We start from the raw sequence: 23,662 nt of genomic DNA on the forward strand, positions 1-23,662 counted from the left end.
GGCGTCTTCGGCATGAACCACTACGACCTCATCGTGATCGGCGCCGGCATCGTCGGCGCGGCCTGCGCCGAATGCGCGGCGCGCGAAGGGCTGCGCGTGGCGATAATCGAGCCCGGCCCGGTCGGCGGCGGCGCCACCGCCGCGGCGATGGGGCATCTGGTGGCGATGGACGACGATCCGGCAGAACTGGCGTTGTCGCGTTATTCGCTGGCGCTGTGGGAGCGTTTCGCCGATCTGCCGCAGGCCGAATTCAGCCGTTGCGGCACCTTGTGGGTGGCGCGTGAGCCGCGCGAACTCGACGGCGTCGCAGCCAAGGTCGCGCGGCTGGCCGCGGCCGGCGTGCGCGCGCGCCAGGTCGACGGCGATGAGTTGTATCGGCTGGAACCCGAACTCGTACCGGGTCTGTGCGGCGGCATGTTGGTGCCCGAGGAAGCGGTGGTGTATCCGCCACGCGTCGCCCTGCACTTGCTGGAGCTGGCGCAGGCCTTGGGCGCGGACGCGTTCATCGGCCACCGCGCGGTGGCGCTGACCGCCGCGGGCGCGCGTCTGGACGATGGCCGCGAACTCGCCGGCCCGGTGCTGATCGCCACCGGCTGCGCCTTGCCCGAGTTGCTGCCGCAGTTGCCGATGCGCGCGCGCAAGGGCCACTTGGTGATCACCGAGCGCTATCCCGGCCGCGTGCGCCATCAATTGCTGGAACTGGGCTACGCCGACAGCGCTCACGGCGACGCCGACAGCAGCGTGGCCTTCAACGTGCAGCCGCGGCCGACCGGACAGATCCTGATCGGCTCATCGCGCGAGTTCGGCGCGAGCGATCGTGCGGTGTCGATGCCGATGCTGCAACGCATGCTCGAACGCGCCTTCGCCTTCCTGCCGATGCTGCGCGAGTTGCAGGCGCTGCGGGTGTGGACCGGATTCCGTCCGACCACCGCCGACGGGCGGCCCTACATCGGCGCGGCCGGCGTGCGCGAAGACACTTGGGTGGCGGCCGGTCACGAGGGCCTGGGCGTGACCACCGCGCTGGGCACCGCGCAATTGCTGATCGATCAATTGCTGCAACGCGCGCCGGCGATCGATCCGGCGCCGTTCCTGCCTGCCCGGGTGCTGCGATGAGGGCACTGTTATGAGAACAGGCCGATGAGAGCAGGCCGATGAGAGCAGCACCGATCCGTCTGCGCGTGGACGGCGTGGCCGTCGAAGTGCCGGCCGGCGCCAACGTCGCCGCCGCGGTCGCCGCCGCGTCCACGCGTTTCCGCCGTTCGCGCGGCGGCGAAGCGCGCGCGGCGCTGTGCGGCATGGGCGTGTGTTTCGAATGTCGGGTGAGCATCGACGGCGTCGCCCACCAGCGCGCCTGCATGACGCCGGCGCGCGAAGGCATGCAGGTGCGTTGCGATGATTGAATCCTGCGACGTGCTGGTGATCGGCGCCGGCCCGGCCGGACTGGCCGCGGCGCGCGCGGCCGCCGCGCACGGCGTCGAAGTCGTGCTGGTGGACATGCAGGCGCGCGCCGGCGGCCAGGTCTGGCGTCACGACGTGCGCAAGCCCGAACGTTCGCCGGCGCGGCAGCGCTTCGCGCAGTTGCGGGCGTTGCCGAATCTGCGCTGGCTCGGCCAAGCGCAGGTGGTCGCCGCATCGCCGGGCGAGGTATTGCTGGAAGAAGCCGGGCTGGCGCGACGCATGCGATTCGGCGCGCTGGTGCTGGCCACCGGCGCGCGCGAACTGTTGTTGCCGTTTCCCGGCTGGACCTTGCCCGGCGTCACCGGCGCCGGCGGTTTGCAGGCGCTGGCCAAACAAGGCTGGCCGATCGCCGGCAAGCGCGTGCTGATCGCCGGCAGCGGCCCGTTGCTGCTCGCCGCGGCGGCGACCGCGCGCGCGCACGGCGCCGAGGTGCTCGGCATTTATGAACAAGCGCCGCCCGCGCAGTTGGCGCGGTTCGCCGCGCGGCTGTGGCGCTGGCCCGCGAAACTGGCGCAGGCCGTCGCGCTGCGCGCGCGTCTGGCCGCGGTGCCGTATCGCGGCGGCAGCTGGATACGCGCCGCGCACGGCGACGAGTGCGTGCGCGAGGTCGAACTGGAAACGCCGGCCGGACGCCGTCGCGTCGCCGTCGATCAACTCGCCGTCGGTTACGGCCTGGTGCCCAACACCGAACTGGCGACGCAACTGGGTTGCGCGCTGGACCACGCCACCGCGCATGCCTGCGTGCGGGTCGACGCGAATCTGGCCACCAGCGTCGCCGGCATCTTCGCGGCCGGCGAGGCCTGCGGCATCGGCGGCGTCGACTGCGCGCGGATCGAGGGCGCGATGGCCGGCCACGCGGCCGCCGGCGCGCTCGACGCCGCACGCGCGCTGCGCCCGCAGCGGCGTCGCGCGCGCGCCTTCGCCGAGTTGCTGCCGCGTCACTTCGCCCTGTGTCAGGCCGTGCGCGACGCCGCCACGCCGCGGACCTTGGTCTGCCGTTGCGAAGACGTGAGCCTGGCGCAACTGGATGTTCACCGCGACTGGCGCGCCGCCAAGCTCGCCACCCGCTGCGGCATGGGCAGTTGCCAGGGCCGCATCTGCGGCGCGGCGCTGGCCGAGTTGCGCGGCTTCGTTGCGACCGCTTCACCGCTTGCATCGACTCCGGCAGCGCTCGCGCACAGCGCGCGACCGCCGGTTTTCCCAACCCGGCTGGCCAGTCTCGCCGGGCTTTCTTATCCACCCGCGGCTTCGGTTCAAGAGTCCGGATCGCAGACCTAGCCGTCGAAACACCCGCTCCCCATTCCGCTTCCACCCGACCCACGAACCGCAAGGATCCAGCCTCATGAGCAATGCCCCGTTCTGGCGCGGCGTCATCCCCGCCATCACCACGCCGTTCAACGCCGACGGAACGATCGATCACGATTTCCTGGCCAAGCACGCCAACACGCTGATCGACGCCGGCTGCATCGGCATCGTCCCGCTGGGCTCGCTCGGCGAGGCGGCGACGCTGAGCTTCGAGGACAAGCTGGCGATCCTGCGCACTCTGGTCGGCGCCTTGAAGGGCCGCGCGCCGGTGATTCCGGGTATCGCCGCGCTGTCGACCGACGAAGCGGTGCGGCTGGCGCAAGAAGCCGAGAAGCTCGGCTGCGCCGGCCTGATGGTGCTACCGCCCTACGTCTACTCGACCGATTGGCGCGAGATGAAGGCGCACGTGAGCGCGGTGATCGCGGCGACCAAGCTGCCGTGCATGCTCTACAACAATCCGGTGGCGTACAAGACCGACTTCGCGCCGGAACAGATCGCCGAACTGGCCGGCGAATTCGCCAACTTGCAGGCGGTCAAGGAATCCTCGGCCGACGTGCGCCGCTTCGCTGCGATCCGTTCCTTGCTCGGCGATCGCCTGGACCTGCTGGTCGGCATGGACGATGCCATCGTCGAAGGCGTGGCGATGGGCGCCACCGGTTGGATCGCCGGTCTGGTGAATGCCTATCCCGCCGAATCGGTGCGCTTGTTCGAACTGGCCCGCGCCGGCGGGGCGCCGGCGGCGGCGGAGTTGTATGCGTGGTTCCTGCCGCTGCTGCGCCTGGACACGGTGCCCAAGTTCGTGCAGCTGATCAAACTGGTGCAGGCGCAGGTCGGCCTGGGCAGCGAGCAGGTGCGCGCGCCGCGTCTGCCGGTGCAGGGCGCCGAGCGCGAAGCCGCGCTGGCGGTGATCGCGCGCGCCAACGCGCAGCGTCCGGGGCTCTGACATGGGCGCGCGCGAACCGGTATTGATCGAAGGCCGCTGGCAGGCCTCGCACGACGCGGGCGGCGACTTCCACGCCTTCGATCCGACCCGCGCGGCCGCGTTCGGGCCGGCGTTCGCGATCTCCGGCGCGCGCGACGTCGAAGCCGCGTTGGCAAGCGCCAGCGCGGCCGCCGCCGCCTTGGCGGCCTGCGATCCCGAGCGTATCGCCGATTTCCTGTCGGCTTACGCCTTGGGCATCGAACACGACGCGGCCGAACTGGTCGCGCTGGCGCATGCCGAAACCGCGTTGCCGGCGCAGCCGCGGCTTGCGCAAGTGGAACTGCCGCGCACCACCGGACAACTGCGACAGGCCGCGCGCGCGGCGCGCGAGCGTTCGTGGACTCAACCGGTGATCGACACCGACGCCGGCCTGCGTTCGCATCTGGCGCCGCTGCACAAACCGGTGCTGATATTCGGGCCGAACAATTTCCCGTTCGCCTTCAACGCGGTCGCCGGCAGCGATTTCGCCAGCGCGATCGCCGCGCGCAATCCGGTGATCGCCAAGGTCCATCCTTCGCATCCGGCGACCAGCCGGCGTCTGGCGCAGATCGCGCATCGCGCGCTGATCGAAACCGGCCTTCCGGCCGGCGCGCTGCAAGTGCTGTATCACCTGGATTCGGAGTTGGGCCTGAAGCTCGCTGGCGATGCGCGCCTGGGCGCGCTGGCTTTCACCGGCAGCCGCGCGGCCGGTCTGGCGCTGAAGGCGGCGGCCGATCGCGCCGGCGTGCCAGCCTATCTGGAGCTGTCGAGCATCAATCCGGTGTTCATGCTCGAAGGCGCATTGCGCGAACGCGGCGACGCGTTGGCGCAGGAGTTCTTCGCCTCGTGCACGATGGGCGTGGGCCAGTTCTGCACCAACCCCGGCGTGGTGGTGGTGCCGCGCGGCGAGGCCGGCGACCGTTTCGTCGCGGCCGCGGCCGAGCGCTTCGCTCAGGCGCCGGCGGGGACGATGTTCTCGCACGGCGTGGTCGATCATCTGCTGGCCGGCGTGGCCGCGTGGCGCGAGGCCGGCGCGCGCGTCGTCGGTGGCGGCGCGCCCGCGCAGGGCGAGGGTTATCGCGTGCAGCCGGTGCTGCTGAGCGTGGACGCGGCGGCCTTCATCGCTGATCCGCGGATGCGCGGCGAGGCGTTCGGGCCGGCCAGCCTGATCGTGCGCGTGGACGGCCTCGATGAGGCGATGCGCGTCGCGCAGGCATTGGAAGGCAATCTCACCGGCACCGTCTACGCCAGCGACGGCGAACTCGCGGATTGGCGCCGGCTCGCCGACGCGCTGCGTCCGCGCGTTGGACGATTGATCGACGGCCGCATGCCGACCGGCGTGGCGGTCAGCGCGGCGATGAATCACGGCGGGCCGTTTCCGAGCACCGGCCATCCCGGCTTTACCTCGGTCGGTCTGCCCGCGGCGATCCGCCGCTTCGCCGCGCTGCATTGCTACGATCACGTGCGCGACGCGGCGCTGCCGGCGGAACTGCGCGATCGTAATCCCGGCGGTCTGGCGCGCTGCATCGACGGCCGCTGGATCACGGACGATATCGGAGCCCAGGCATGAGTCGCGCAAATCCGCAGATAGGCGGCCTGACCCTCGAACAGGCGCGCGCGCAATTGGCGCCATGGCGCGAGCGCGCGCCGGCGATCGACGCGGCCGAATACCAGCAACGCATCGAACGCGCACGCGAATGCATGCGTCGCGAGGGCCGCGACGCGTTGCTGATTACCGCGGGCACGTCGTTGCGTTATTTCACCGGCGTGCCGTGGGGCGCGAGCGAGCGTCTGGTGGCGATGCTGCTGACCTTGGATGGCGATCCGATCTTGATCTGTCCCGGCTTCGAAGCCGGTTCGCTTTCGCACGTGGTGAAGATTCCGGTCCAGTCGCGATTCTGGCAAGAACACGAGGATCCGTACGCGCTGGTGATCGATACCCTGCGCGCGCGCGGCGCCAGCCCCCTGGCCCTGGATCCGGCGGCGGCGTTCGCGATCTTCACCGGTCTGCGCGCGGCCGCGCCCGGCCTGGATCTGGCCGACGCCGGCGGCATCGTCGACGGTTGCCGCGCGCGCAAATCGGCGGCCGAGTTGGCATTGATGAAACAGGCCACCGCGATGACCCTGCAGGTGCATCGTCTGGCCGCCGGACTGGCCGAGGAAGGCGTCACCACCGCCACCTTGCGCCGCTTCATCGACGAGGCGCACCGCGCGCTCGGCGCCGACAACGGCTCGACCTTCTGCATCGTCCAGTTCGGTCACGCCACCGCGTACCCGCACGGCATTCCCGGCGAGCAATCGCTGCGCGAAGGCGAACTGGTGCTGATCGACACCGGTTGCTCGGTGCAGGGCTATCAGTCCGACATCACCCGCACTTACATATGCGGTCGCGCCGACGATGAGCAGATCCGGATATGGAACCTGGAGCAGGCCGCGCAACAAGCTGCGTTCGAGGCGGTGCGTCCCGGCGTCAGCGGCGAGGCGGTCGACGACGCCGCGCGCGCGGTGCTCCAGCGCGGCGGGCTGGGTCCGGATTACCGTCTGCCCGGATTGCCGCACCGCACCGGTCACGGTTGCGGTATGAGCGTGCACGAAGCGCCGTATCTGGTGCGCGGCAACCGCGTGGGTCTGGAGGTCGGCAACTGTTGTTCCAACGAACCCATGATCGTGGTGCCGCAGCGGTTCGGCGTGCGCCTGGAGGATCATTTCTACGTCACTGGCGAAGGCGCGGCTTGGTTCACCGAACCTTCGCCCGCGATCGACCGGCCGTTTGCCGATTGAGCGTCGCCGGGCGGCGCCACTGGCCGCCATCGCCATTCTGCGACGCCCTCAGGCTGTCATTCCCGCGAACGCGGGAATGACGATTGACAGAGGACGCTCGCCTTGGCTGAGAGAAGTCATGAGCGCCAGTTTGTGCATCTGCGCGCCCGGTCATGCTTTCCGCCCTGTCGCTGTATATCCCGGCACTGGCGCGACCAGACGGGATCGACGTTCTCTGGTCGGCGTCGCATTCGCCGGCCCACGGCCGAGCGACGCGACGCCCATCCCGAACACGCTTTCCAAGGAGGTTCGCATGTTCCGCTTCGTCCGCAAGATTCCTCGCTCCATCCGCCGTCTTACCGCCGCGCCGCGGTCGTGGTTGTCGGTTGCCGTGCTACTGTTGTCGTTGTTCGCCTCGGCGCTACCGGTACTCGCCGCGCCGACCGCCGCGGTGCCGAACGCGCCCAAACGCTTCGACCTGCCGGCGACCACTGGTCCGTATAGGGTCGGGACTTTCACCTTGCACTTGGTAGACCGTTCGCGCATCGACGGTTTCGTTGGCGGTCCGCGCGAATTCATGGTCACCGTGAGCTATCCGATCGCGCCGCATTCGCGCGGCACGCGCGCGCCCTGGCTCGAACCGGCGCTGGTGCCGGAATGGCGCGCCACCACCGAGCGCGATTACGGTTTCGCGCCCGGCGCAGTGGATTGGGCCAGCGCGCGCCGGCCGGCGATCGTCGACGCGCCGTTGCTGCGCCATTCGCGCGGTTGGCCGGTGGTGTTGTTCTCGCCGGGCTTGCAGTACTTCCGCGAACTCTACAGCGCCAGCGTCGACGATCTGGCCAGCCACGGTTATGTGGTCGCCTCGATGAGCCACACCCACGAGGCCTTCTACACCGCCTTTCCCGGAGGCCGGGTGGCGCGTGGGCTGGACTTGGTCGAGACCGTCGAATCGACCCAGATGTGGCTGGACACTCGGGTTGGCGATGCGCGTCATCTGCTCGATGCGCTGGCCTTGATCAATCGCGGCTTCAATCCCGATGCGGAACTGCGGCGTCTGCCGACCGGACTGCGAGGCGGAATGGATTTTTCGCGGGTGGGTTTCTTCGGCCATTCCTATGGTGGTACCACCGCGGCCGAAACGATGTTCTTCGACCGTCGCTTCGATGCCGGACTGGATTTCGACGGCCGCCTGTCCACCACCTACGGCCCGCCGCAGGATTTGCCGTACGGCCCGACCCGCGCCGCGCGCTTCGGCCTGGACCGGCCGTTCGCTCTGATCGGCGCCGAAGGCCACACCCATCTCAATCCGGCCGATCCGTCGTGGCCGGAGTTCTGGCGCAACCAGCGCGGTTGGAAGCGCGATGTGCACGTGCCGCTGGGCGTGCATTTCACCTTCAGCGATTTCGCCGCGATCCTGCCGCCGCTCGGCGATGCAGTGCCCGCCGGTTTCGCCGCGGGCACCTACGGCACCTTGCCGGCGGCCGAGGCGGTGGCCGGGACGCGTGCGCATGCGCGCGCCTTCTTCGATCTGCATCTGAAGGGACGGCCAACGTGGCTGTTCGACAGCGGCAGTCCGAGGTATCCGAACTTCCAGCCGGTGCCTTGAGGGCGGGAAATCCGGAGTCGGGAATCGGCAAGGCCGAGTCGTTTCGGCGTTCCGATTCCCGATTCGCGTTTCTAGCCCAAACGGCATATCCGCCGGCCGCGCGATTGCCGCATGATCGCTGGATTCCGTCCGCCACCGCAGAGTCCCGCGATGCTTTCGATCCGTCCCGTCTCCGCGCGCGCGCCGCTGGCCGCGCTGTCCGTCGCCGCTTTGTCGGTCGCCTTGTCGATCGGCCTGGGCCTGGCGCCGGCGTTCGCCGCCGAACCGGTCACCGCGCCGGTGCCGCCCGCGTCGATCTCCGCCGCTCAGCGCGATGCCGCCGAACGCTTCAAGGCGCTGTATACCCGCGAATGGAAATGGCGCCAGGCGCAATTCGCCGGCGGCGACGACGAAGACGTGCAGGGCCAGCCGGCCGCGCACCTGCCCAAGGTCGATCCGGCCACCCAGGCCGAGCGCGAGCGCTATTGGGCGCAGGTGCTCAAGGAGCTCGATGCGATTCCGAAGGGGCTGCTGAGCGGCGAGGATCCGGTCAATTACGAAGTGTTCCGCCAGCAGATCCAGAGCCTGTTGGCCAACCAGCGCCTGCGCAACTGGGAAATGCCGTTCAACAGCGACAGCGCGTTCTGGACCAATCTGGGTTTCACCGCGCGCCGGCCGATCCGCGACGCGGTCGGTTATGAGCGTTACATCGGACAGCTGCGCGACATCCCGCGCTACTTCGACGAGCAGATCGGCAACATGCGCGCCGGCCTCAAACGCGGTTTCAGCGTGCCGCGGGTGACGCTGACCGGACGCGATGTCTCGATCAAGGACGTCGCCGACGCCAAGCTCGAAGACAATCTGCTGTACACGCCGTTCAAGCAGATGCCGGCCAACCTGCCCGCGGCCGAACAGGCGCGCCTGCGAGCGGAAGCGGCCAAGGCGATCGACGAGTCGGTGCTGCCGGCCTATCGCAAGCTGCTGGCCTTCATGCAAGACGAGTACATGAAGCAGGCGCGCACCACCTTGGCGGCCGAGGCCATGCCCGAGGGCGACATGCTGTACCGCGCCAAGATTCGCGAATACACCACACTGGATCTGGCCCCGGCCGACATCCACCAGATCGGTCTGGAGGAAGTCGCCAAGATTCGCGCGCAGATGGACCAGACCATCGCCAAGACCGATTTCAAGGGCAGTTTCCCCGAATTCCTGCATTACCTGCGCACCGATCCCAAGTTCTATCCCAAGACCGGCGAAGAACTGTTGATGCGCGCCTCGTGGCTGGCCAAGCGTGTCGACGGCGAGATCGGCAACTACATCGGCCTGCTGCCGCGCCAACGTTTCGCGATCCGTCCGGTGCCGCCGGATCTGGCGCCGTTCTACACCGCCGGCCGTGGCGGCCGCGATGTCTACCTGCTCAACACCTACGACCTGCCGTCGCGCCCGCTGTTCAACCTGGCCGCGCTGACCTTGCACGAATCCTCGCCGGGTCATTCGCTGCAGACCTCGCTGGCGGCCGAACACGAAGGATTGCCGGACTTCCGCCGCTACACCTATATCTCGGCGTACGGCGAGGGCTGGGCCTTGTATTCGGAGAAGCTCGGCATCGAAATGAAGCTGTACGACACGCCTTACGATTACTTCGGCTTCCTGACGTATCAGATGTGGCGCGCGAGTCGCCTGGTGGTGGACACCGGCATCCATCATCTGGGCTGGAGCCGCGAGCGCGCTCAGGCTTTCCTGCGCGACAACACTGCGCTGAGCGAACACGAGATCGAGACCGAAGTCGACCGCTACATCGGCTGGCCGGGGCAGGCGTTGTCGTACTACCTGGGGCAGATGAGCATCGAGCGCTCGCGCGCCAAGGCCGAGCAGGCGCTGGGCGCCGACTTCGATATCCGCGCTTTCCACGATGCGATCCTGGCCCTGGGCTCGGTGCCGTTGCCGGTGCTGGAGCAGCGGGTGGACCGGTTCATCGAAGAGAGCCGGGTCAAGGCGGCGGAGAAGAAGGCCAAGACGGCGGCGAAGACGAAAAGCTGAGCTGCCCTCGATTGCGAATGTAGGAGCGGCGCAAGCCGCGACCGCGAAACCTCAGTTACGACGTAAGCGTGGTTTCGCGGTCGCGGCTCGCGCCGCTCCTACAGCGAGGCATCGGGGCTTACGGTTGCTCGGGCAAATCCCAGGCTCGCCACAACCGCTCATATTGCGCCCGCGGTAACAATACGAACACCGGCCGCGCCTGCGGCCGCAGCCAGGCCAGCAGCTCGCTCATCGCCGCGTCGTTCATCGCGGTGCAGCCGGCGGTGGTCTCGCCGGGAGATTTCCACAGGTGGGCGAAGATGCAACTGCCGGCGCCGGCGATGCGCTCGGGGTTGTGTTCGATCACGAAGCCCTGGCGGTAGCGCTGATCGCCGTCGGCGTGAAGATCGCGGCGCATCGGTTCGGTCGAGCCCTGGATCGCCTCGCTGCCGACCTCTCGTGCGTCGACGATGCGGTTGTACAGCGGCGAATCGTTGACGTCGATGCAATAGTCCGACGCGCTCATCGCCGCATACGGCAGCGCGGTGTCGGCCTGTTGCGCGTAGCCGAACGCGGTGCCGATGGCGAACACGCCGGCCGGCGCACGGCCGTCGCCTTCGCGCTTGAGCGGGCCGTCGTCGTCTTTCGGCGTGGCATGCAGGCCGCTGCCCCAGGCCGATCCGTTGCGGCCGATGCTGACTTCGATCGCGGTGCCGACCGCGCGCCAGCCGCCGCTTTCGCGCGCGTAGCGTTGCAGTCGGCCTTGTGTGGCGTTCCAGTCAGCGGTGGTCACCAGCACCAACTGCTGCGCCTGCGCCGGGCCGTCGGGGACACGAGCGTTGCCGAGGCTGGTACAGGCGCTGGTCATTGCGGCGGCGATGGCGAAGGCGGCGAATCGGAGGAAGGCGTTGGGACGGTGTCGGCCGGTTCGAACGGGTGGTGGTGCTGCGATCGGATCGAAGAGCGTGGGGGCTGAAGCCCCTCCCACAAAAAACTTCGGGGCTGAAGCCTCTTTCACAGGAGACTGTGGGGCTGAAGCTTCTCCTGCAAAAGACTTCGGAGCTAAAGCTTCTTTCACAGGAGACTTCGGAGCCGAAGCTTCTTCCACAAAAGACTTCAGGGCCGAAGCTCTTGCCAGAAAAGGATTCGAAGGCGACATCGGGTCTGCAGGCAGCTTCGGGGCAGCGAAATCTTTTGTGGGAGGGGCGTCAGCCCCGACGCTTTTCGATCCGCTCGCGACGATGGTCACCGTGTGCAACACATGCATCTCGCATCCTCGCCGGCTGTCGCGTCGTCGCTCAGGTATCGAGCATGTCCTGGATGCGCTCGGCATTGTCGTCGAGCTGACTGAGCCGGCCATGGCCGCGCTCGCACAGCAGGATGAAGATCAGGTCCAGCAGATGCTGCAACGCCGACATATACAGCAGCGGTTCGACGTGGGCGCGCTCGTCGTGAGCCGAGACCAGCAGCGAATAATCGGCGTGCGCGCGCAGCGGGTTTGGCGTGTGGCGGGTCACCGACACTACTTTGCCGCCGGTCTCGGCGAAGGTCCGCGCCAGATGGCACAGCGAGGTCTGCTTGCCCTGTTCGGAGAACACCAGCAGCACGTCGTCCTGGTTCGCGGTCGCGGTGCTGGCGGCCATCAGCACCGGATCGAAATGGTGCACGCACAGGATGCCGATCATCGCCAGCTTCATCGCCAGCGCGCGCGCCGGAATGCCGTCCTCGCCCAGGCCGATGATGAACACCCGGCGCGCCTGCTGAATCCGTTCGGCGATCGCGTCGATGCGTTCGGGCGGATTGATCAGCCGGGTTTCTTCCTCGGCGCGGGCCTTGCCGTGCCACAGGCGGTCGGCGAGGGCGGCGTGCGGATCGGTCGGCGCGGCCACCGCGGCGGCGCCATCGTCGTGGCCGTCGCCGCGCGCGACCGCTTCGCCGATCGAATACTTGAGATCGGGATAGCCCTTGAAGCCGAGCTTCTGGCTGAACTTGACCACGCTGGACTGGCTGATCCCCAGCGCATTGGCCAACTGCTGCGAGGAGTAGTCGCGCAACAGGTGCGCGTTCTCCAGCAGGTAGTCGGCGATGCGGCGTTCGATCGCCGACATCTGGTCGCGTTCTGAGCGGATCTTGAGCAGTGGCGACATCGGCAGGGGTCCAGTCCCGGGCGCGGCGGATGGCTACAGCGTAGCCGGCTTCGCGGCCGGCCGCGCGCGGTTCAGTGGGGCAGCATCAGTCAGGCATCGTCAGGCGACGGCGATCAGGCCGCCATCGGCGCCAGCGGCTCCAGGCCGCGGATTTCGCGGATGCCCAGGCCCGGGGCATCGGTGACGGTGATCTCGGATTCGTTGAAGATCACCCCGCCGTCGACCGGATTGAACGCGCACAGCGAGGGGCCGTCGAGGTCGACTTTGGTGATGACGTTGGACTTGGCCACCGCCAGGTGCACCGCGGCGGCGACCGAGATCGAGGTTTCGATCATGCAGCCGATCATGCATTCGACCCCGTACATCGCGCAGATGTCGGCGATTTGGATCGCCTTGGACAGGCCGCCGGTCTTCATCAGCTTGATGTTGATGATGTCGGCCGCGCGCATCCGGATCAGATCGATGACCTCGGCCGGGCCGAACACGCTTTCGTCGGCCATGATCGGGGTGTGGACGCGGTCGGTGACGTATTTCATCCCGTCCAGGTCTTGCGCCTTGACCGGCTGCTCGACCAGTTCCAGCCGCACGCCGGCGTCTTCCAGGGTCTGCAGGGCGTACACCGCCTGCTTGGCGGTCCAGCCCTGGTTGGCGTCCAGGCGCAGCAGCGCGCGGCCTTCGACCGCGGCGTAGATCGCCTTGACCCGTTCGATGTCGACGCCGATGTCCTTGCCGACCTTGATCTTCAGCGATTCGAAGCCGCGGTCGACCGCGGCGATCGAGTCGGCGACCATCTTCTCGATGTAGTCCACGCTGATGGTGAGGTCGGTGGTGATGACCGGATCGCCGCCGCCGAGCATCTTGTACAGCGGCGCGCCGTAGAGCTGGCCCCACAGATCGTAGACCGCGATCTCGACCGCGGCCTTGGCGCTGGAGTTCTTCTCGATCGCGCCCTGGATCAAGCCGGTGATGCGGTTGAGGTTGGCGATCTCCTGGCCGATCAGGCGCGGCGAGATGAACTTGCGGATCGCCTCGACGATGGAGCCGTGGGTGTCGCCGGTGATCACCGCGGTCGCCGGCGCCTCGCCGTAACCGACATGGCCGGTGTCGGTGTGCACGGTGACGACGATGTCTTCGACCGTATCGACGGTGCGCAGCGCGGTCTTGAACGGGGTCTTGAGCGGAACCCGCAGCATGCCGAATCGGATGTCGGTGATCTTCATGTGGTCGTTGGCTGGTCTTGTTTCGTCATGGTTCGGTGATGGGAGTGCGCGGGCCTGGGGAAGTTCAATCAGCTCGGGGCCACGAGGTCTTTTGTGGGAGGGCCTTCAGGCCCGACGCTCTTCGGCCAGATCGCGGCGGCTGAGGCAGTCGGGCCTGAAGGCCCTCCCACAATAGACTTCATGCATCTTCCTGATCGCATAAACCCTGGCCTCACGGACGTATACGTTGAATGCTGGTGATCCGGTCCACGGTCGGCTGTTCGCGGTTGAACAGCAGCGGCACCAGCGGAGTCACCGAGACGCCGTTGAGGTGTACGCGGGTCAGATCGCCGGTGCGGTCGCGGAAGGTGATGCCGGTGGTGTCGTGGATCACGTACGGCCAGCCGTCCTGGTGCCCGACCACCATCATCACGTGGCCGGGGATGTAGATCAGATCGCCGACTTCCAAGGTCTTGACGATCTTCAGCCGATCTTCGTGGCTCAGGCTCTGCGCCATTTCGATGCGGTTGTACGCGGGGCTGACCGCTTGGTCGCGGGTGTTGCGCGGCAGTTGCACGCCGAAGCTGCGGTAGATCTCCGAGACGAAGCCGCTGCAATCGCGGGTGTTGTAGGAGTGACCCCAGCCGTAGCGCTCGCCGAAGAATTTGAAGCCCTGGCGGACGAGGTTGGCCCGGGTCAGCGGCAGATAGTCGGCGGACACGTCCGCGGTGCGCGGCAGCAGCGCGGGAGAGAACTGCAGCCGTCCTCGATCGTCGCGGTACGGCAGTTCGATCACGTGCGAGGCATAGTGATGCTGCCCGTTGACGGGCTTGTCGCTCGGCCAGTCGGCCAACAGCGGCACGCGCACGCCCATCTCCAACTGCACGTCCGAGACCCCGGGCCGTTCGGGCGTATGCACGGTGCGCGCGCTGGCGCCGGTCACGACCAGGTACGGGGTCTTGCGGGTGTAGTCGAACACCGGTGCCTTGGCGCCCTCGGCGATGCGGTCTTTTTCGACCCAGGCCGCGTACAGCGGGCTCACCACGAACCAGTACTTGCCGTCGCCGCTGGCGTGCACGATGGCCACCGGCGTGCCCGGAAACAGCGCACTTTCCTGGAATCGGTCGATGTCGGTATCGCCGCGCTCGTTGAACACGCGCAGGCGGGTCGGGAAGGTGCGCAGATCGGCGCGGCGCACGACCATGCCGTAGCGGGTGTCCTGATCGGCGGGAATCGCATCGAGGGCGAGGTTGGCGCTCAGGTCTTTCAGTGTATCGGCGGCGATCGGCTCGCCGTGTTCGTCGTACAAAGGCTCATCGCGCGGCTGCGACATCGCCTCGATCCAGCCGCGCACCTGCGCCCGGCTCAGTGTGGCGGGCAGGCGTTCGATGTCGTGCACCGACGGGTCCAACTCGTGCAGGCGCCGGTTCTGTGCGGCGATCGCCTTGGCGTCGAGAATGGTCGCGTCGGGTCTGGCCTGCCGGCCGATCCAGTAGTCGGCGTTCAATTGCCCCTCCTCGATGCCAACCACCCCGGTTGACGGCACACCCGAGCGCGTTACATCGGCGGCCCGCGCTGTGGCAGCCGCCGAACACGCCAAGGCGGCAGCGAATAAAGCGGCTGTCAATAAAGATGCTGCACCGCAACGCGCGAGCGCGCCACACGGACGGGTGCGGGGGAGTACAGCGCAGCAACGGCTCAAAGCGGTTCGCATTGCGTCTTGCTCCGGCACACGCGCGGCGCGGCCGCGCGAGGTCTCAGGCTCAATGCCGGTCGTCCGGCACCGATCCGGCCGCGCGGTGGCGTCGCCGGGTCGAACCGCAGAATACATACTTCCTTGGAAAAATAGATAGGGAATAATTTATTGACCACAATCCTTCCACATGTTACACAGCGATGAACCGATGGCCCCGCGTGGGTGACACCAGGTATGGATCCCGTGACTGACCTGCTGTTTATCGCTCCCCGCGCGAGGGCCATCGTCTCGCTTGCAGGGCGCTGGCGGCCGCGCGCGCTGGCGCTGGGGCTGATCTTCGCGCTGCCGGCGCTGGTGTTGAACCTCAATGGTTCGATCGGGCCCGCGCATGCGCAGGCTGACCAACGCCAGCGCGCAGCCGACGAGCGCTTGAGCGCGATCGTCGCGCTGATCGACCGCGGCGACTTCGCCCAGGCGCGCACGCGCATCGACCAGGCGTTGAAGCAACCGCGATTGAGCGAGCCGCAACGCCGCGCGCTGGAGTTCCAGCGCGAGCGCATGCGCCGCATCCATCTGGACTTCAGCCTCGACCGCGTCCAGGCGCAGGCCAAGCTGCGTGCGCAGATTCCGGATTTGAGCGATGCGGAGTTCGACGGCTGGGATCGGCGCGGACTGCTCGAATCGATGAGCATCGACGGCGAGACGCGCTACTTCCAGCGCGCACCCTCGAATCTGTTCCGGCTCGACCCGCAGGCGCTCGCGCGGCGCCGGGCCGATGCCAAGCCCTTGAGCCACGGCCCGATGGAAGTGCTCAACGCGCATCACGCCCAGGTGCGCGACGCGGCGTTGGAGGGTGGCCATGGCGCGCCGCGGCGGGTACGCATCACCCAATCGTTGACGGTGAACGCCGATGCGGTGCCGACCGGCAAGACCGTACGCGCGTGGTTGCCGTATCCGCGCGCGATCGCCCATCAGCAGCAGGACATCCGCTGGCTCGCCAGCACGCCGGCCGCGCACGAGATCGCGCCAGAGTCGGCTTTGCAGCGTACCGTGTATCTGCAGCAGACCGCGAAGGCCGGGCAGCCGACCCGCTTCGAGGTCAGTTACGAGCTCACCGTGTTCGGCCAGTACCGCAGGATCGACCCGAAGCGGGTCATGAGCGCGCCGCTCAACAACGACACCCGTGCGTATCTGGGCGAGCGTCCGCCGCACATCGTCTATACCGATGCCTTGCGCAAGTTCTCGCGCGAGGCGGTCGGCGGGGAGACCGATCCTTACCGCATCGCCAAGAAGCTCTACGCCGCGGTCGACCGCATTCCCTGGGCCGGCGCGCGCGAGTATTCGACGATCACCAATATTTCCGACTACGCCCTGCACGCCGGCCACGCCGATTGCGGGCAGCAGACGCTGTTGCTGATGACGTTGCTGCGCCTCAACGGCATTCCGGCGCGCTGGCAGTCGGGCTGGGTGTTCGGCGACGACGGCTACACCAACATGCACGACTGGGCCTGGATGTACCTGGCGCCGTACGGCTGGGTGCCGGTCGACGTCACCACCGGGCGGTTCGACTCGCCCGATCCGCAGCTGGCCGATTTCTATTTCGGCGGCCTGGACGCTTACCGCATCGCTTATAACGACGGCTACGGCCGCGACTTCGTTCCGGCCAAGCGATTCGATCGCTCCGAAACCGTGGATTCGCAACGGGGCGAGGTCGAGTGGGAAGGGGGCAATCTCTACTTCGACCAATGGGACTACGACTACAAAGCGCAGGTGCTGACGGCGAAGGAATGACGCCCGCGGCATCGCTCACACTCATGGGGAGGAAGTGCGGAATGAAAGGCAAGACCTTGCGTAAGTCCGGGCTGTGCATGGCGATGGGGATCTGCCTTGCCACGATGGGGATGCCGGTGCTGGCGGCCAACACCGACGGCTCGCTGGCCGGCCGGGTGGCCGCCGGGGCCGAGGTGACGGTGCGCAGCGCCGATACCGGCTTCACCCGCACCGTGAAAGCCGACGCCAACGGCAACTACCGTTTCCCATTCCTGCCGATCGGCACCTATCAATTGCAGACCAGCAAGGACGGCGCGGCGATCGGTTCGCCGATCGATGTGGTGGTGAGCCTGGGCAATGAGGCCAATATCAATCTGGGCGATGCGACCAATCTGGGCGCGGTGCAGGTCATCGGCTCGCGAGTGATCTCGCCGGTGGATGTGCGTTCTACCGAGTCGGCGACCAATGTGACGCGCGAAGCGCTATCGCGCTTGCCGGTCGAACGCGATCCTCTATCGGTTGCCCTGCTGGCGCCGGGCCTGACCAAGGGCGATAACGATCTGGGCGGGATTTCGTTCGGTGGCTCCTCGGTGGCCGAAAACTCGGTCTACATCAACGGCCTCAATGTCACCGATTTTTACAATCGAGTGGGTTTTTCCTCGGTCCCGTTCGGCTTCTATAAGGAGTTCCAGGTCAAGACCGGCGGCTACTCGGTCGAGTTCGGACGCACTACCGGCGGTGTGATCAATGCGGTGACGCGGTCGGGCACGAACGAGTTCCAGTACGGCACGGAGTTTGTATGGGAGCCGCACTCGGCCCAATCCAAAGGCAAGGATCGCTACGCCAATGGCCGCCGCTATCTGACCTACAGCCACGATGACTACGACCGCTCCAGCCTGAACGCATTTGCCTCCGGTCCGATCATCAAGGACAAGCTGTTTTTCTTCGCCATGTACGAGGCGCGGGACTACCAGCCCAACAACACCGACGACCGAGGCACTACCTTGTCGAAGGGCGATGCGGACAACGGCTTCTGGGGCACCAAGCTGGATTGGCAGATAAACGACAAGAATCTGCTCGAATTTCTAGCTTTTTCGGATAAGGACGAAACGGTCACCAAGATCTACGATTTCGATGCCGATACTGGCAAGCGCGCGGGCAATACCGACACCACGTACTCGCATAGCGGCGGCAAGAATTGGGCGTTGACCTACACGGGCTATCTGACGGAAGCATTCTCCGCCAAGGCGATGTACGGAAAGAACGAGCGCAATCGCGCTACCAACAGCCTTACAGACATCAATTGCAACCGCGTTGTAGACAGCCGCGACGTTGATCTGGATATTCGCACCGGCTGCACCAACAGCTCGCTGGTCGAAGAGGCAGTGGACGATCGCGAGGCCATGCGCCTGGACTTCGAATGGTCGCTTGGCAACCACGTGCTGCGTTTTGGCGTGGACCGGGAGAAGAACACCTCCGAATATCAGCGTGCCTATCCTGGGCCCGGCGGCTTTCGCTACGACATCGTCCATCTCCAGCCCGGACGACCGTTGCCCAACCCTGGTGGCGGCGTGTCGCCGCCGAGCGGCGACTACATCCGCGCTCGCAGGCTCGAAGTGGACGGCACCTTCGAAACCATCAACAGCGCCTATTACATCGAGGACAACTGGCAGGTCACTCCGGATCTGATGCTCAACGCCGGCCTGCGCATGGAGGCGTTCGACAACAAAGACAGCGAAAAGCGCAGCTACATCAAGATCGACGACATGCTCGCACCGCGTCTGGGTTTCTCTTGGGATTTCAACGGCGATGGTCGCACCAAGGTATTCGGCAATATGGGGCGTTATTTCCTGCCGGTGGCGAACGTCATCAACATCAAGCAGGCGGGTGGCTTCCTGGATGAGCGAACCTACTATGCGTTCGGCGGCTACGAGGTTCGCACCGAAGGTGGCCGAGAGTACCTATATCCGATCCTCGGACCGCAAATCGGTCCCGTCGACAACTCCCAAGGCGATGGCAGTGTCGGCGATCTCCGCGGCGAGGTCGATGCCGATATAGATCCGGTCTACCAGGACGAACTGATCCTCGGCTTCCAGACCATGTTGGGCGAAAAGTGGTCGTGGGGCGCCCGCGGAATTTATCGAAAATTGCATAACGCCATCGACGATATGGAGATTACCTCCAATGGCATCGTCTGCGACGGTACGCCGGGTGAAGTGGGATTCGTGATGGCCAACCCCGGCAAGAATCTGAAGGTCTACACGGACACCAATTGCGATGGGGCCAATGACAATTACGTCAACATCGACACCTCGCGCGCGGGCTGGGCGATGTACGACTCCGACGGCAATTACGTGGGCGATCGCGGCTGGGACAAGCCCAAACGTGTGTATCGGGCGCTGGAATTCGTGGTCGACCGGGCATGGGACGACAAGTGGGAATTCAATGCGTCCTACACATGGTCGCAGACTCAGGGAAATGCCGAGGGTCCGGTGACCTCGGACTTCAACTTCGCCGATGCCGGCCGCACCGAGGCCTTCGACAACCCCTGGGTCAACTACGGCGCTTATGGTTATCTTCCCAATGATCGCCGCCATCAGATCAAGGCCCGCGGTACGTATGCGATCAACGACAATTGGCAGATCGGCGCGACCTTGAGCGCCCAATCCGGACGGCCGATCAGCGCGATGGGCACAGGCAATCCGTTCGATGAAACCACCTTCCACAGCTTTTTCATCTGCGTGGCGAACTGCGGTTCGGAGATTCCCTCGGAGAGGCTCTATCAGCTGTACGGTCGCGGTACAGTCGGACGTACGCCGTGGACCTACGACGTCGGCGCCAGCTTGACGTACCAGCGCAAGTTTGGCCGAGCTAATTTCAAGGCCAAGCTGGCGGTCTACAACCTGTTCAATCAGCAGCGCACGATCGAAGTGGATGAGGAAGGTCTCGGCGATCCCGACGCGACGTTCTTGCGGCCGGTGGGATTCCAGTCGCCGCGTTACGGCCAATTGACTTTATCCTTGAATTTCTAAGCACAACCGTTCTCTCGACCCTTGGTGGCCCTGTGACGCGGGGCCGCCCTTTCTCTACCTCGACAGGGCCCTTCCACCGATGCGACGCGACACAGTGCGGTGGACGGCCCTGTTTTTTTTCGCCATGGCCTGCGCGGCGACGGCCGCGCAACCTGCGGATCCGCGCCAGGCCGCGCTCGACCGCATCGTCGATGACGTGCAGGCGCGCTATCGCTTGCCCGGTTTCGCGGTGGCCGTGGTCGAGAACGGCGAGGTGGTCTATCGCCGCACGCAAGGCGAGCTGATCGCCGGATCGGGCCGCAAGATCGGCGCCGACAGCGTGTTCAAGATCGCTTCCAACACCAAATCCATGACCACCGCGACTTTGGCGCGATTGGTCGATGCCGGCAAGCTGCGCTGGGACGACCCGGTGACGAAGTACCTGCCGGACTTTCGCATGCACGAGGATTGGGTCACGCGCGAGATGCAAGTGCGCGACCTGCTGATCCACAACAGCGGTCTGCGCGCCGGCGCCGGCGATCTGATGCTGTGGCCGGAGCCCAATACCTTCACCCGCGCCGACATCCTGCACGGCCTGCGTTATCTCAAACCGGTGCACAGCTTCCGCTCGCGTTACGACTACGACAATCTGCTTTACATCGTCGCCGGCGAAGTGGCCGCCAAGGCCGGCGAACTGCCCTACGAAACGCTGTTGCGGCGCGAGGTGTTCGAGCCCCTGGGCTTGAAGCGCTGCCAGATCGGCGCCTGGGGCCTCGACGCGGTGGGCGATGTGGCGCAGCCGCATGCGCGCCACGGCGATCGTTACGTGCTGGTGCGCCCCGACGCGCCGCAGGTGCCCGCCACCACCATGGACCCGGCCGGCGGCGTGCGCTGTAGCTTGAACGACATGACCGCCTGGGTGCGCGCCTGGCTCGATCCGCAGGCGCGCGACAGCAGCGGCCGACCGTGGCTGTCGCGCGCGCAGCGCGAAGCGGTGTGGCGCGCGCAGATGCCGATGAACGTCTCGCAGCGTCAGCGCGACTGGTCGAACACCCATTTCGCCGCGTACGGCTACGGCTGGCGCTTGAGCGACGCGCAGGGCGCGTTCAAGGTCTCGCACACTGGCACCTTGATGGGCATGTATTCGCTGGTGACTCTGCTGCCCGAGCGCAACGGCGGCTTCGTGGTGATGATCAACGGTGACGCCGGCGATGCGCGCAGCGTGTTCGACCAGGTCTTGACCGATTACTTCACCGCGCCGCAGCGCCAGCGCGGCGCGGGCTGGTTCGCCGATGCGATCGCGCGCGAGGCGCAGTCGCCTTCGGCCAGCCGCGCGCCGGACACCTCCCAGCGCACGCCGGCGACGTCCGCGCAACTGAGCGGGCGGTTGGGCGTGTACCGCGATCCCTGGTTCGGCGAGGCCGAGGTCTGCGCGCGTGACGGAACGGTGACGTTCGCCGCACGCAAGTCGCCGCTGCTGACCGGTAAGATCGTCCGGGTCGGCCCGCGTCTGCTGGTCGATTGGGGCGCCGAGGAAGTCGATACCGAGGCCTGGATCGATTTCGCCGCGTTCGACGGCGCCAGCCCGAACTCCCAGGCCGCTACCTTCGTCATGAGCAAGGTCGATCCCGATGCGGACTTCAGCTACGACTTCGAAGACCTGGCGTTCGCGCGTATCGGCGATTGCCGTTGAGGTCTGCGCGCTCGGCGTGCTGATCGGCTGCGTCGCGGCCGTGCGTTCGCCGCAGGCCCAACCCGACACGGCGGCAGCAGGCGCCAAGCCCGTCGCGCCGGTCGTGTCGCCGGCGGCCGATGCGGCCGCGGCCGGCATGGTCGAGATCCGCGCCCTGGTGCCGGATCTGGTGCTGGACATCCGTTACGCCGGTACCGACAACTTCGTCGGCCGCGCCGTCGACGGATATCAGGCGCCGGCTTGCTACTTGCACAAGAGTGCGGCCGAAGCGCTGACGCGGGTGGAGCGCGCGCTGCGTGCGCAAGGCCTGCGTCTGAAAATCTACGACTGCTATCGCCCGGTGCGCGCGGTGCGGCACTTCGTGCGCTGGGCCGGCGATCTCGAGGATCAGACGACCAAGCCGCGGTATTACCCGAAGCTGGACAAGCGCGTGCTGCTGGGCGATTACATCTCGCCGACCTCCGGGCACAGCCGCGGGGCGACCTTGGATCTGGGGCTGATGGAGCGTTATCGCGACGATTACCGCGACTTGGACATGGGCACTGGCTTCGACTATTTCGACGAGTTGGCCCACACCGACTCGCCCAATGCCAGCGCGGCCCAACGCGCCCACCGCGAGCGGTTGCGCGCGGCGATGCGCGGCGAGGGTTTCGAGAACTACCCGCTGGAATGGTGGCATTACACCTACCGGCCGGAACCCACGCCGACGACGGCGTTCGATTTTCCGGTGAACTGAGCTGACGTGGCAGCGGTAGCTGGTTCTGTGTCAGAGGCCGATTCGATGACGGTGACGAGCATGGGCGAGGAACGGAAACGGCCGGGCGAGTGGGCCGCGCGGGTGTGCGGATGGCTGGTATGCGCGGCCTTGGCCGGATGTGCGAGCGTGGCGCCGCCGCTGGCGGATTCGCGTTCAACGGTTGCGGGAGGGAGCTTGAGCCCGGACGCTCTGGCTTCATCCGCTTCGGCCGAACTTGCCCGTCGGGTCGACGCGTTGATGGCCGATTATCAAGGCCAAGTGCCCGGCGCCAGCGTGCTGGTGCTGCGCGACGGCAAGCCGCTGCTGCGGCGCGGTTATGGCCTGGAGGTGCTGGAAAGCGGTCAGGCGGCGTCGTCGCGAACCAACTACCGGCTGGCTTCGGTGACCAAACAATTCACCGCCGCGGCGATCCTGCTGTTGGCCCAGGACGGCAAGCTGAGCCTGGACGATCCGATCAAACGCTGGCTGCCGTCGCTGCCCAAGGCGGCCGATGCGATCATGGTCCGGCAGATCCTGAGCCATCAATCGGGCCTGATCGATTACGAGGACGTGATGCCGGAGAGTTTCGACGCCGACGCCCACCAGATGCACGACAGCGATGTGCTCAAGGTGCTCGAAGGCCAGGACCGCACCTACTTCGCGCCCGGCAGCGGTTATCGCTACAGCAACAGCGGCTACGCACTGCTGGCGTTGACCGTTGGCAAGGCATCGGGTCAGGACTTCGCGACCTTCCTGCGCGAACGGATCTTCCGGCCATTGGGCATGCGCGACACCGTCGCTTACGAGCGGAGCGTGTCCGAACCGGCGCATCGCGCCTACGGTTACAGCTTCGAAGGCGGGCGATGGTTGCGCACCGACCAGAGTTCGACCAGCGCGGTGCTCGGCGACGGCGGCATCTACTCCTCGATCGACGATCTGGCCAAGTGGGATGCGGCGCTGTACGACGACCGCTTGCTCAGCCAGACCTCGCGCAAGCTCGCCTTCACCGCGCATACCCCGACCGACGTGGCCGATATCGGCTACGGCTACGGATGGCGCATCACCGGCGAGACCTTGTGGCATTCGGGCGAAACCATGGGCTTTCGCAACGTGATCGTGCGTTGGCCGCAACGCCGGTTGACCGTGGTGGTGCTGACCAACCGCAACGATCCCGAACCGTATCGCCTTGCATTGCGGATCGCCGAGGCGTACCTGCCGTCGAGTCCGCCCAGGCGGTAATGGCTCGAAGCGCCTGAAGAGGCGGCGCGAGCCGCGACCGCGAGACCCGCATAACGGCGCACACACAAACCGACACCGTC

18 protein-coding genes are annotated in these 23,662 nt (G+C 66.7%); 13 read left to right on the forward strand and 5 right to left on the reverse strand.

The genetic code is table 11. The annotated features are described in order from the left end of the window. The first annotated feature begins 12 nt into the window (after positions 1 to 12). The 8 genes from ACTOWJ_RS12135 to ACTOWJ_RS12170 all read left to right on the forward strand — a co-directional run bounded on the left by ACTOWJ_RS12135 (position 13) and on the right by ACTOWJ_RS12170 (position 10,112). The gene (locus tag ACTOWJ_RS12135) at positions 13 to 1,113 is read left to right on the forward strand and encodes an NAD(P)/FAD-dependent oxidoreductase (protein WP_441334881.1); all 1,101 of its coding nucleotides are present in this window, start codon (positions 13 to 15) and stop codon (positions 1,111 to 1,113) included. 38 nt (positions 1,114 to 1,151) lie between these two features. After that, on the forward strand, positions 1,152 to 1,400 hold the full coding sequence (locus ACTOWJ_RS12140) for a 2Fe-2S iron-sulfur cluster-binding protein (protein WP_441334882.1): 249 nt from the start codon (positions 1,152 to 1,154) through the stop codon (positions 1,398 to 1,400). Continuing rightward, positions 1,393 to 2,736, forward strand: a complete 1,344-nt coding sequence (locus ACTOWJ_RS12145) for an FAD-dependent oxidoreductase (protein ID WP_441334883.1) — start codon at positions 1,393 to 1,395, stop codon at positions 2,734 to 2,736. The genes ACTOWJ_RS12140 and ACTOWJ_RS12145 overlap by 8 nt, the downstream gene beginning before the upstream one ends. A 64-nt stretch (positions 2,737 to 2,800) precedes the next feature. Then, the gene (locus ACTOWJ_RS12150) at positions 2,801 to 3,706 is read left to right on the forward strand and encodes a dihydrodipicolinate synthase family protein (protein ID WP_441334884.1); all 906 of its coding nucleotides are present in this window, start codon (positions 2,801 to 2,803) and stop codon (positions 3,704 to 3,706) included. A 1-nt stretch (position 3,707) separates the two neighbouring features. Continuing rightward, on the forward strand, positions 3,708 to 5,294 hold the full coding sequence (locus tag ACTOWJ_RS12155) for an aldehyde dehydrogenase family protein (protein ID WP_441334885.1): 1,587 nt from the start codon (positions 3,708 to 3,710) through the stop codon (positions 5,292 to 5,294). Continuing rightward, the gene (locus tag ACTOWJ_RS12160) at positions 5,291 to 6,505 is read left to right on the forward strand and encodes a M24 family metallopeptidase (protein ID WP_441334886.1); all 1,215 of its coding nucleotides are present in this window, start codon (positions 5,291 to 5,293) and stop codon (positions 6,503 to 6,505) included. Before ACTOWJ_RS12155 ends, ACTOWJ_RS12160 begins: the two co-directional genes overlap by 4 nt. 292 nt (positions 6,506 to 6,797) lie before the next feature. Next, positions 6,798 to 8,093 carry an alpha/beta hydrolase family protein gene (locus ACTOWJ_RS12165; protein ID WP_441334887.1) on the forward strand — a complete coding sequence of 432 codons (1,296 nt, stop codon included), beginning with the start codon at positions 6,798 to 6,800 and terminating at the stop codon, positions 8,091 to 8,093. Between the two features lie 150 nt (positions 8,094 to 8,243). Further along, the gene (locus tag ACTOWJ_RS12170; RefSeq protein ID WP_441334888.1) at positions 8,244 to 10,112 is read left to right on the forward strand and encodes a DUF885 domain-containing protein; all 1,869 of its coding nucleotides are present in this window, start codon (positions 8,244 to 8,246) and stop codon (positions 10,110 to 10,112) included. 118 nt (positions 10,113 to 10,230) lie between these two features. On the opposite strand, the gene ACTOWJ_RS12175 is transcribed toward ACTOWJ_RS12170, so the two are convergent. From ACTOWJ_RS12175 to ACTOWJ_RS12195, 5 genes are all read right to left on the reverse strand, one after another. Further along, entirely contained in the window at positions 10,231 to 10,959 is a 729-nt protein-coding gene (locus ACTOWJ_RS12175) for a L,D-transpeptidase family protein (RefSeq protein ID WP_441334889.1), read from the reverse strand. 430 nt (positions 10,960 to 11,389) lie between these two features. Beyond that, positions 11,390 to 12,238, reverse strand: a complete 849-nt coding sequence (locus ACTOWJ_RS12180) for a MurR/RpiR family transcriptional regulator (protein WP_441334890.1) — start codon at positions 12,236 to 12,238, stop codon at positions 11,390 to 11,392. Between the two features lie 113 nt (positions 12,239 to 12,351). Next, positions 12,352 to 13,458 (reverse strand): dipeptide epimerase, encoded by a 1,107-nt coding sequence (locus ACTOWJ_RS12185; RefSeq protein WP_441334891.1) that lies wholly within the window; start codon positions 13,456 to 13,458, stop codon positions 12,352 to 12,354. A gap of 68 nt (positions 13,459 to 13,526) precedes the next feature. Then, positions 13,527 to 13,658: a DUF6053 domain-containing protein gene (locus ACTOWJ_RS12190; protein WP_441334892.1), complete on the reverse strand. Its 132-nt coding sequence runs from the start codon at positions 13,656 to 13,658 to the stop codon at positions 13,527 to 13,529. Positions 13,659 to 13,669: 11 nt separating this feature from the next. Beyond that, positions 13,670 to 14,944: a C40 family peptidase gene (locus ACTOWJ_RS12195; protein WP_441334893.1), complete on the reverse strand. Its 1,275-nt coding sequence runs from the start codon at positions 14,942 to 14,944 to the stop codon at positions 13,670 to 13,672. A 432-nt stretch (positions 14,945 to 15,376) separates the two neighbouring features. Between ACTOWJ_RS12195 and ACTOWJ_RS12200 the strand changes: the two genes are divergently transcribed. From ACTOWJ_RS12200 to ACTOWJ_RS12220, 5 genes are all read left to right on the forward strand, one after another. Further along, positions 15,377 to 16,924, forward strand: coding sequence for a transglutaminase-like domain-containing protein (locus ACTOWJ_RS12200; protein WP_441334894.1), 1,548 nt, complete (start codon positions 15,377 to 15,379; stop codon positions 16,922 to 16,924). Positions 16,925 to 16,965: 41 nt separating this feature from the next. Continuing rightward, positions 16,966 to 19,935, forward strand: coding sequence for a TonB-dependent receptor (locus ACTOWJ_RS12205; protein WP_441335102.1), 2,970 nt, complete (start codon positions 16,966 to 16,968; stop codon positions 19,933 to 19,935). Between the two features lie 79 nt (positions 19,936 to 20,014). Further along, positions 20,015 to 21,607 carry a serine hydrolase domain-containing protein gene (locus ACTOWJ_RS12210; protein ID WP_441334895.1) on the forward strand — a complete coding sequence of 531 codons (1,593 nt, stop codon included), beginning with the start codon at positions 20,015 to 20,017 and terminating at the stop codon, positions 21,605 to 21,607. Then, positions 21,546 to 22,343, forward strand: a complete 798-nt coding sequence (locus ACTOWJ_RS12215) for a M15 family metallopeptidase (RefSeq protein ID WP_441334896.1) — start codon at positions 21,546 to 21,548, stop codon at positions 22,341 to 22,343. The genes ACTOWJ_RS12210 and ACTOWJ_RS12215 overlap by 62 nt, the downstream gene beginning before the upstream one ends. A 195-nt stretch (positions 22,344 to 22,538) precedes the next feature. Further along, entirely contained in the window at positions 22,539 to 23,582 is a 1,044-nt protein-coding gene (locus ACTOWJ_RS12220) for a serine hydrolase domain-containing protein (RefSeq protein WP_441334897.1), read from the forward strand. Positions 23,583 to 23,662: the final 80 nt, after the last annotated feature.

It is taken from the genome of Lysobacter sp. CA199 (assembly GCF_052078715.1).
Taxonomy (GTDB): domain Bacteria; phylum Pseudomonadota; class Gammaproteobacteria; order Xanthomonadales; family Xanthomonadaceae; genus Lysobacter.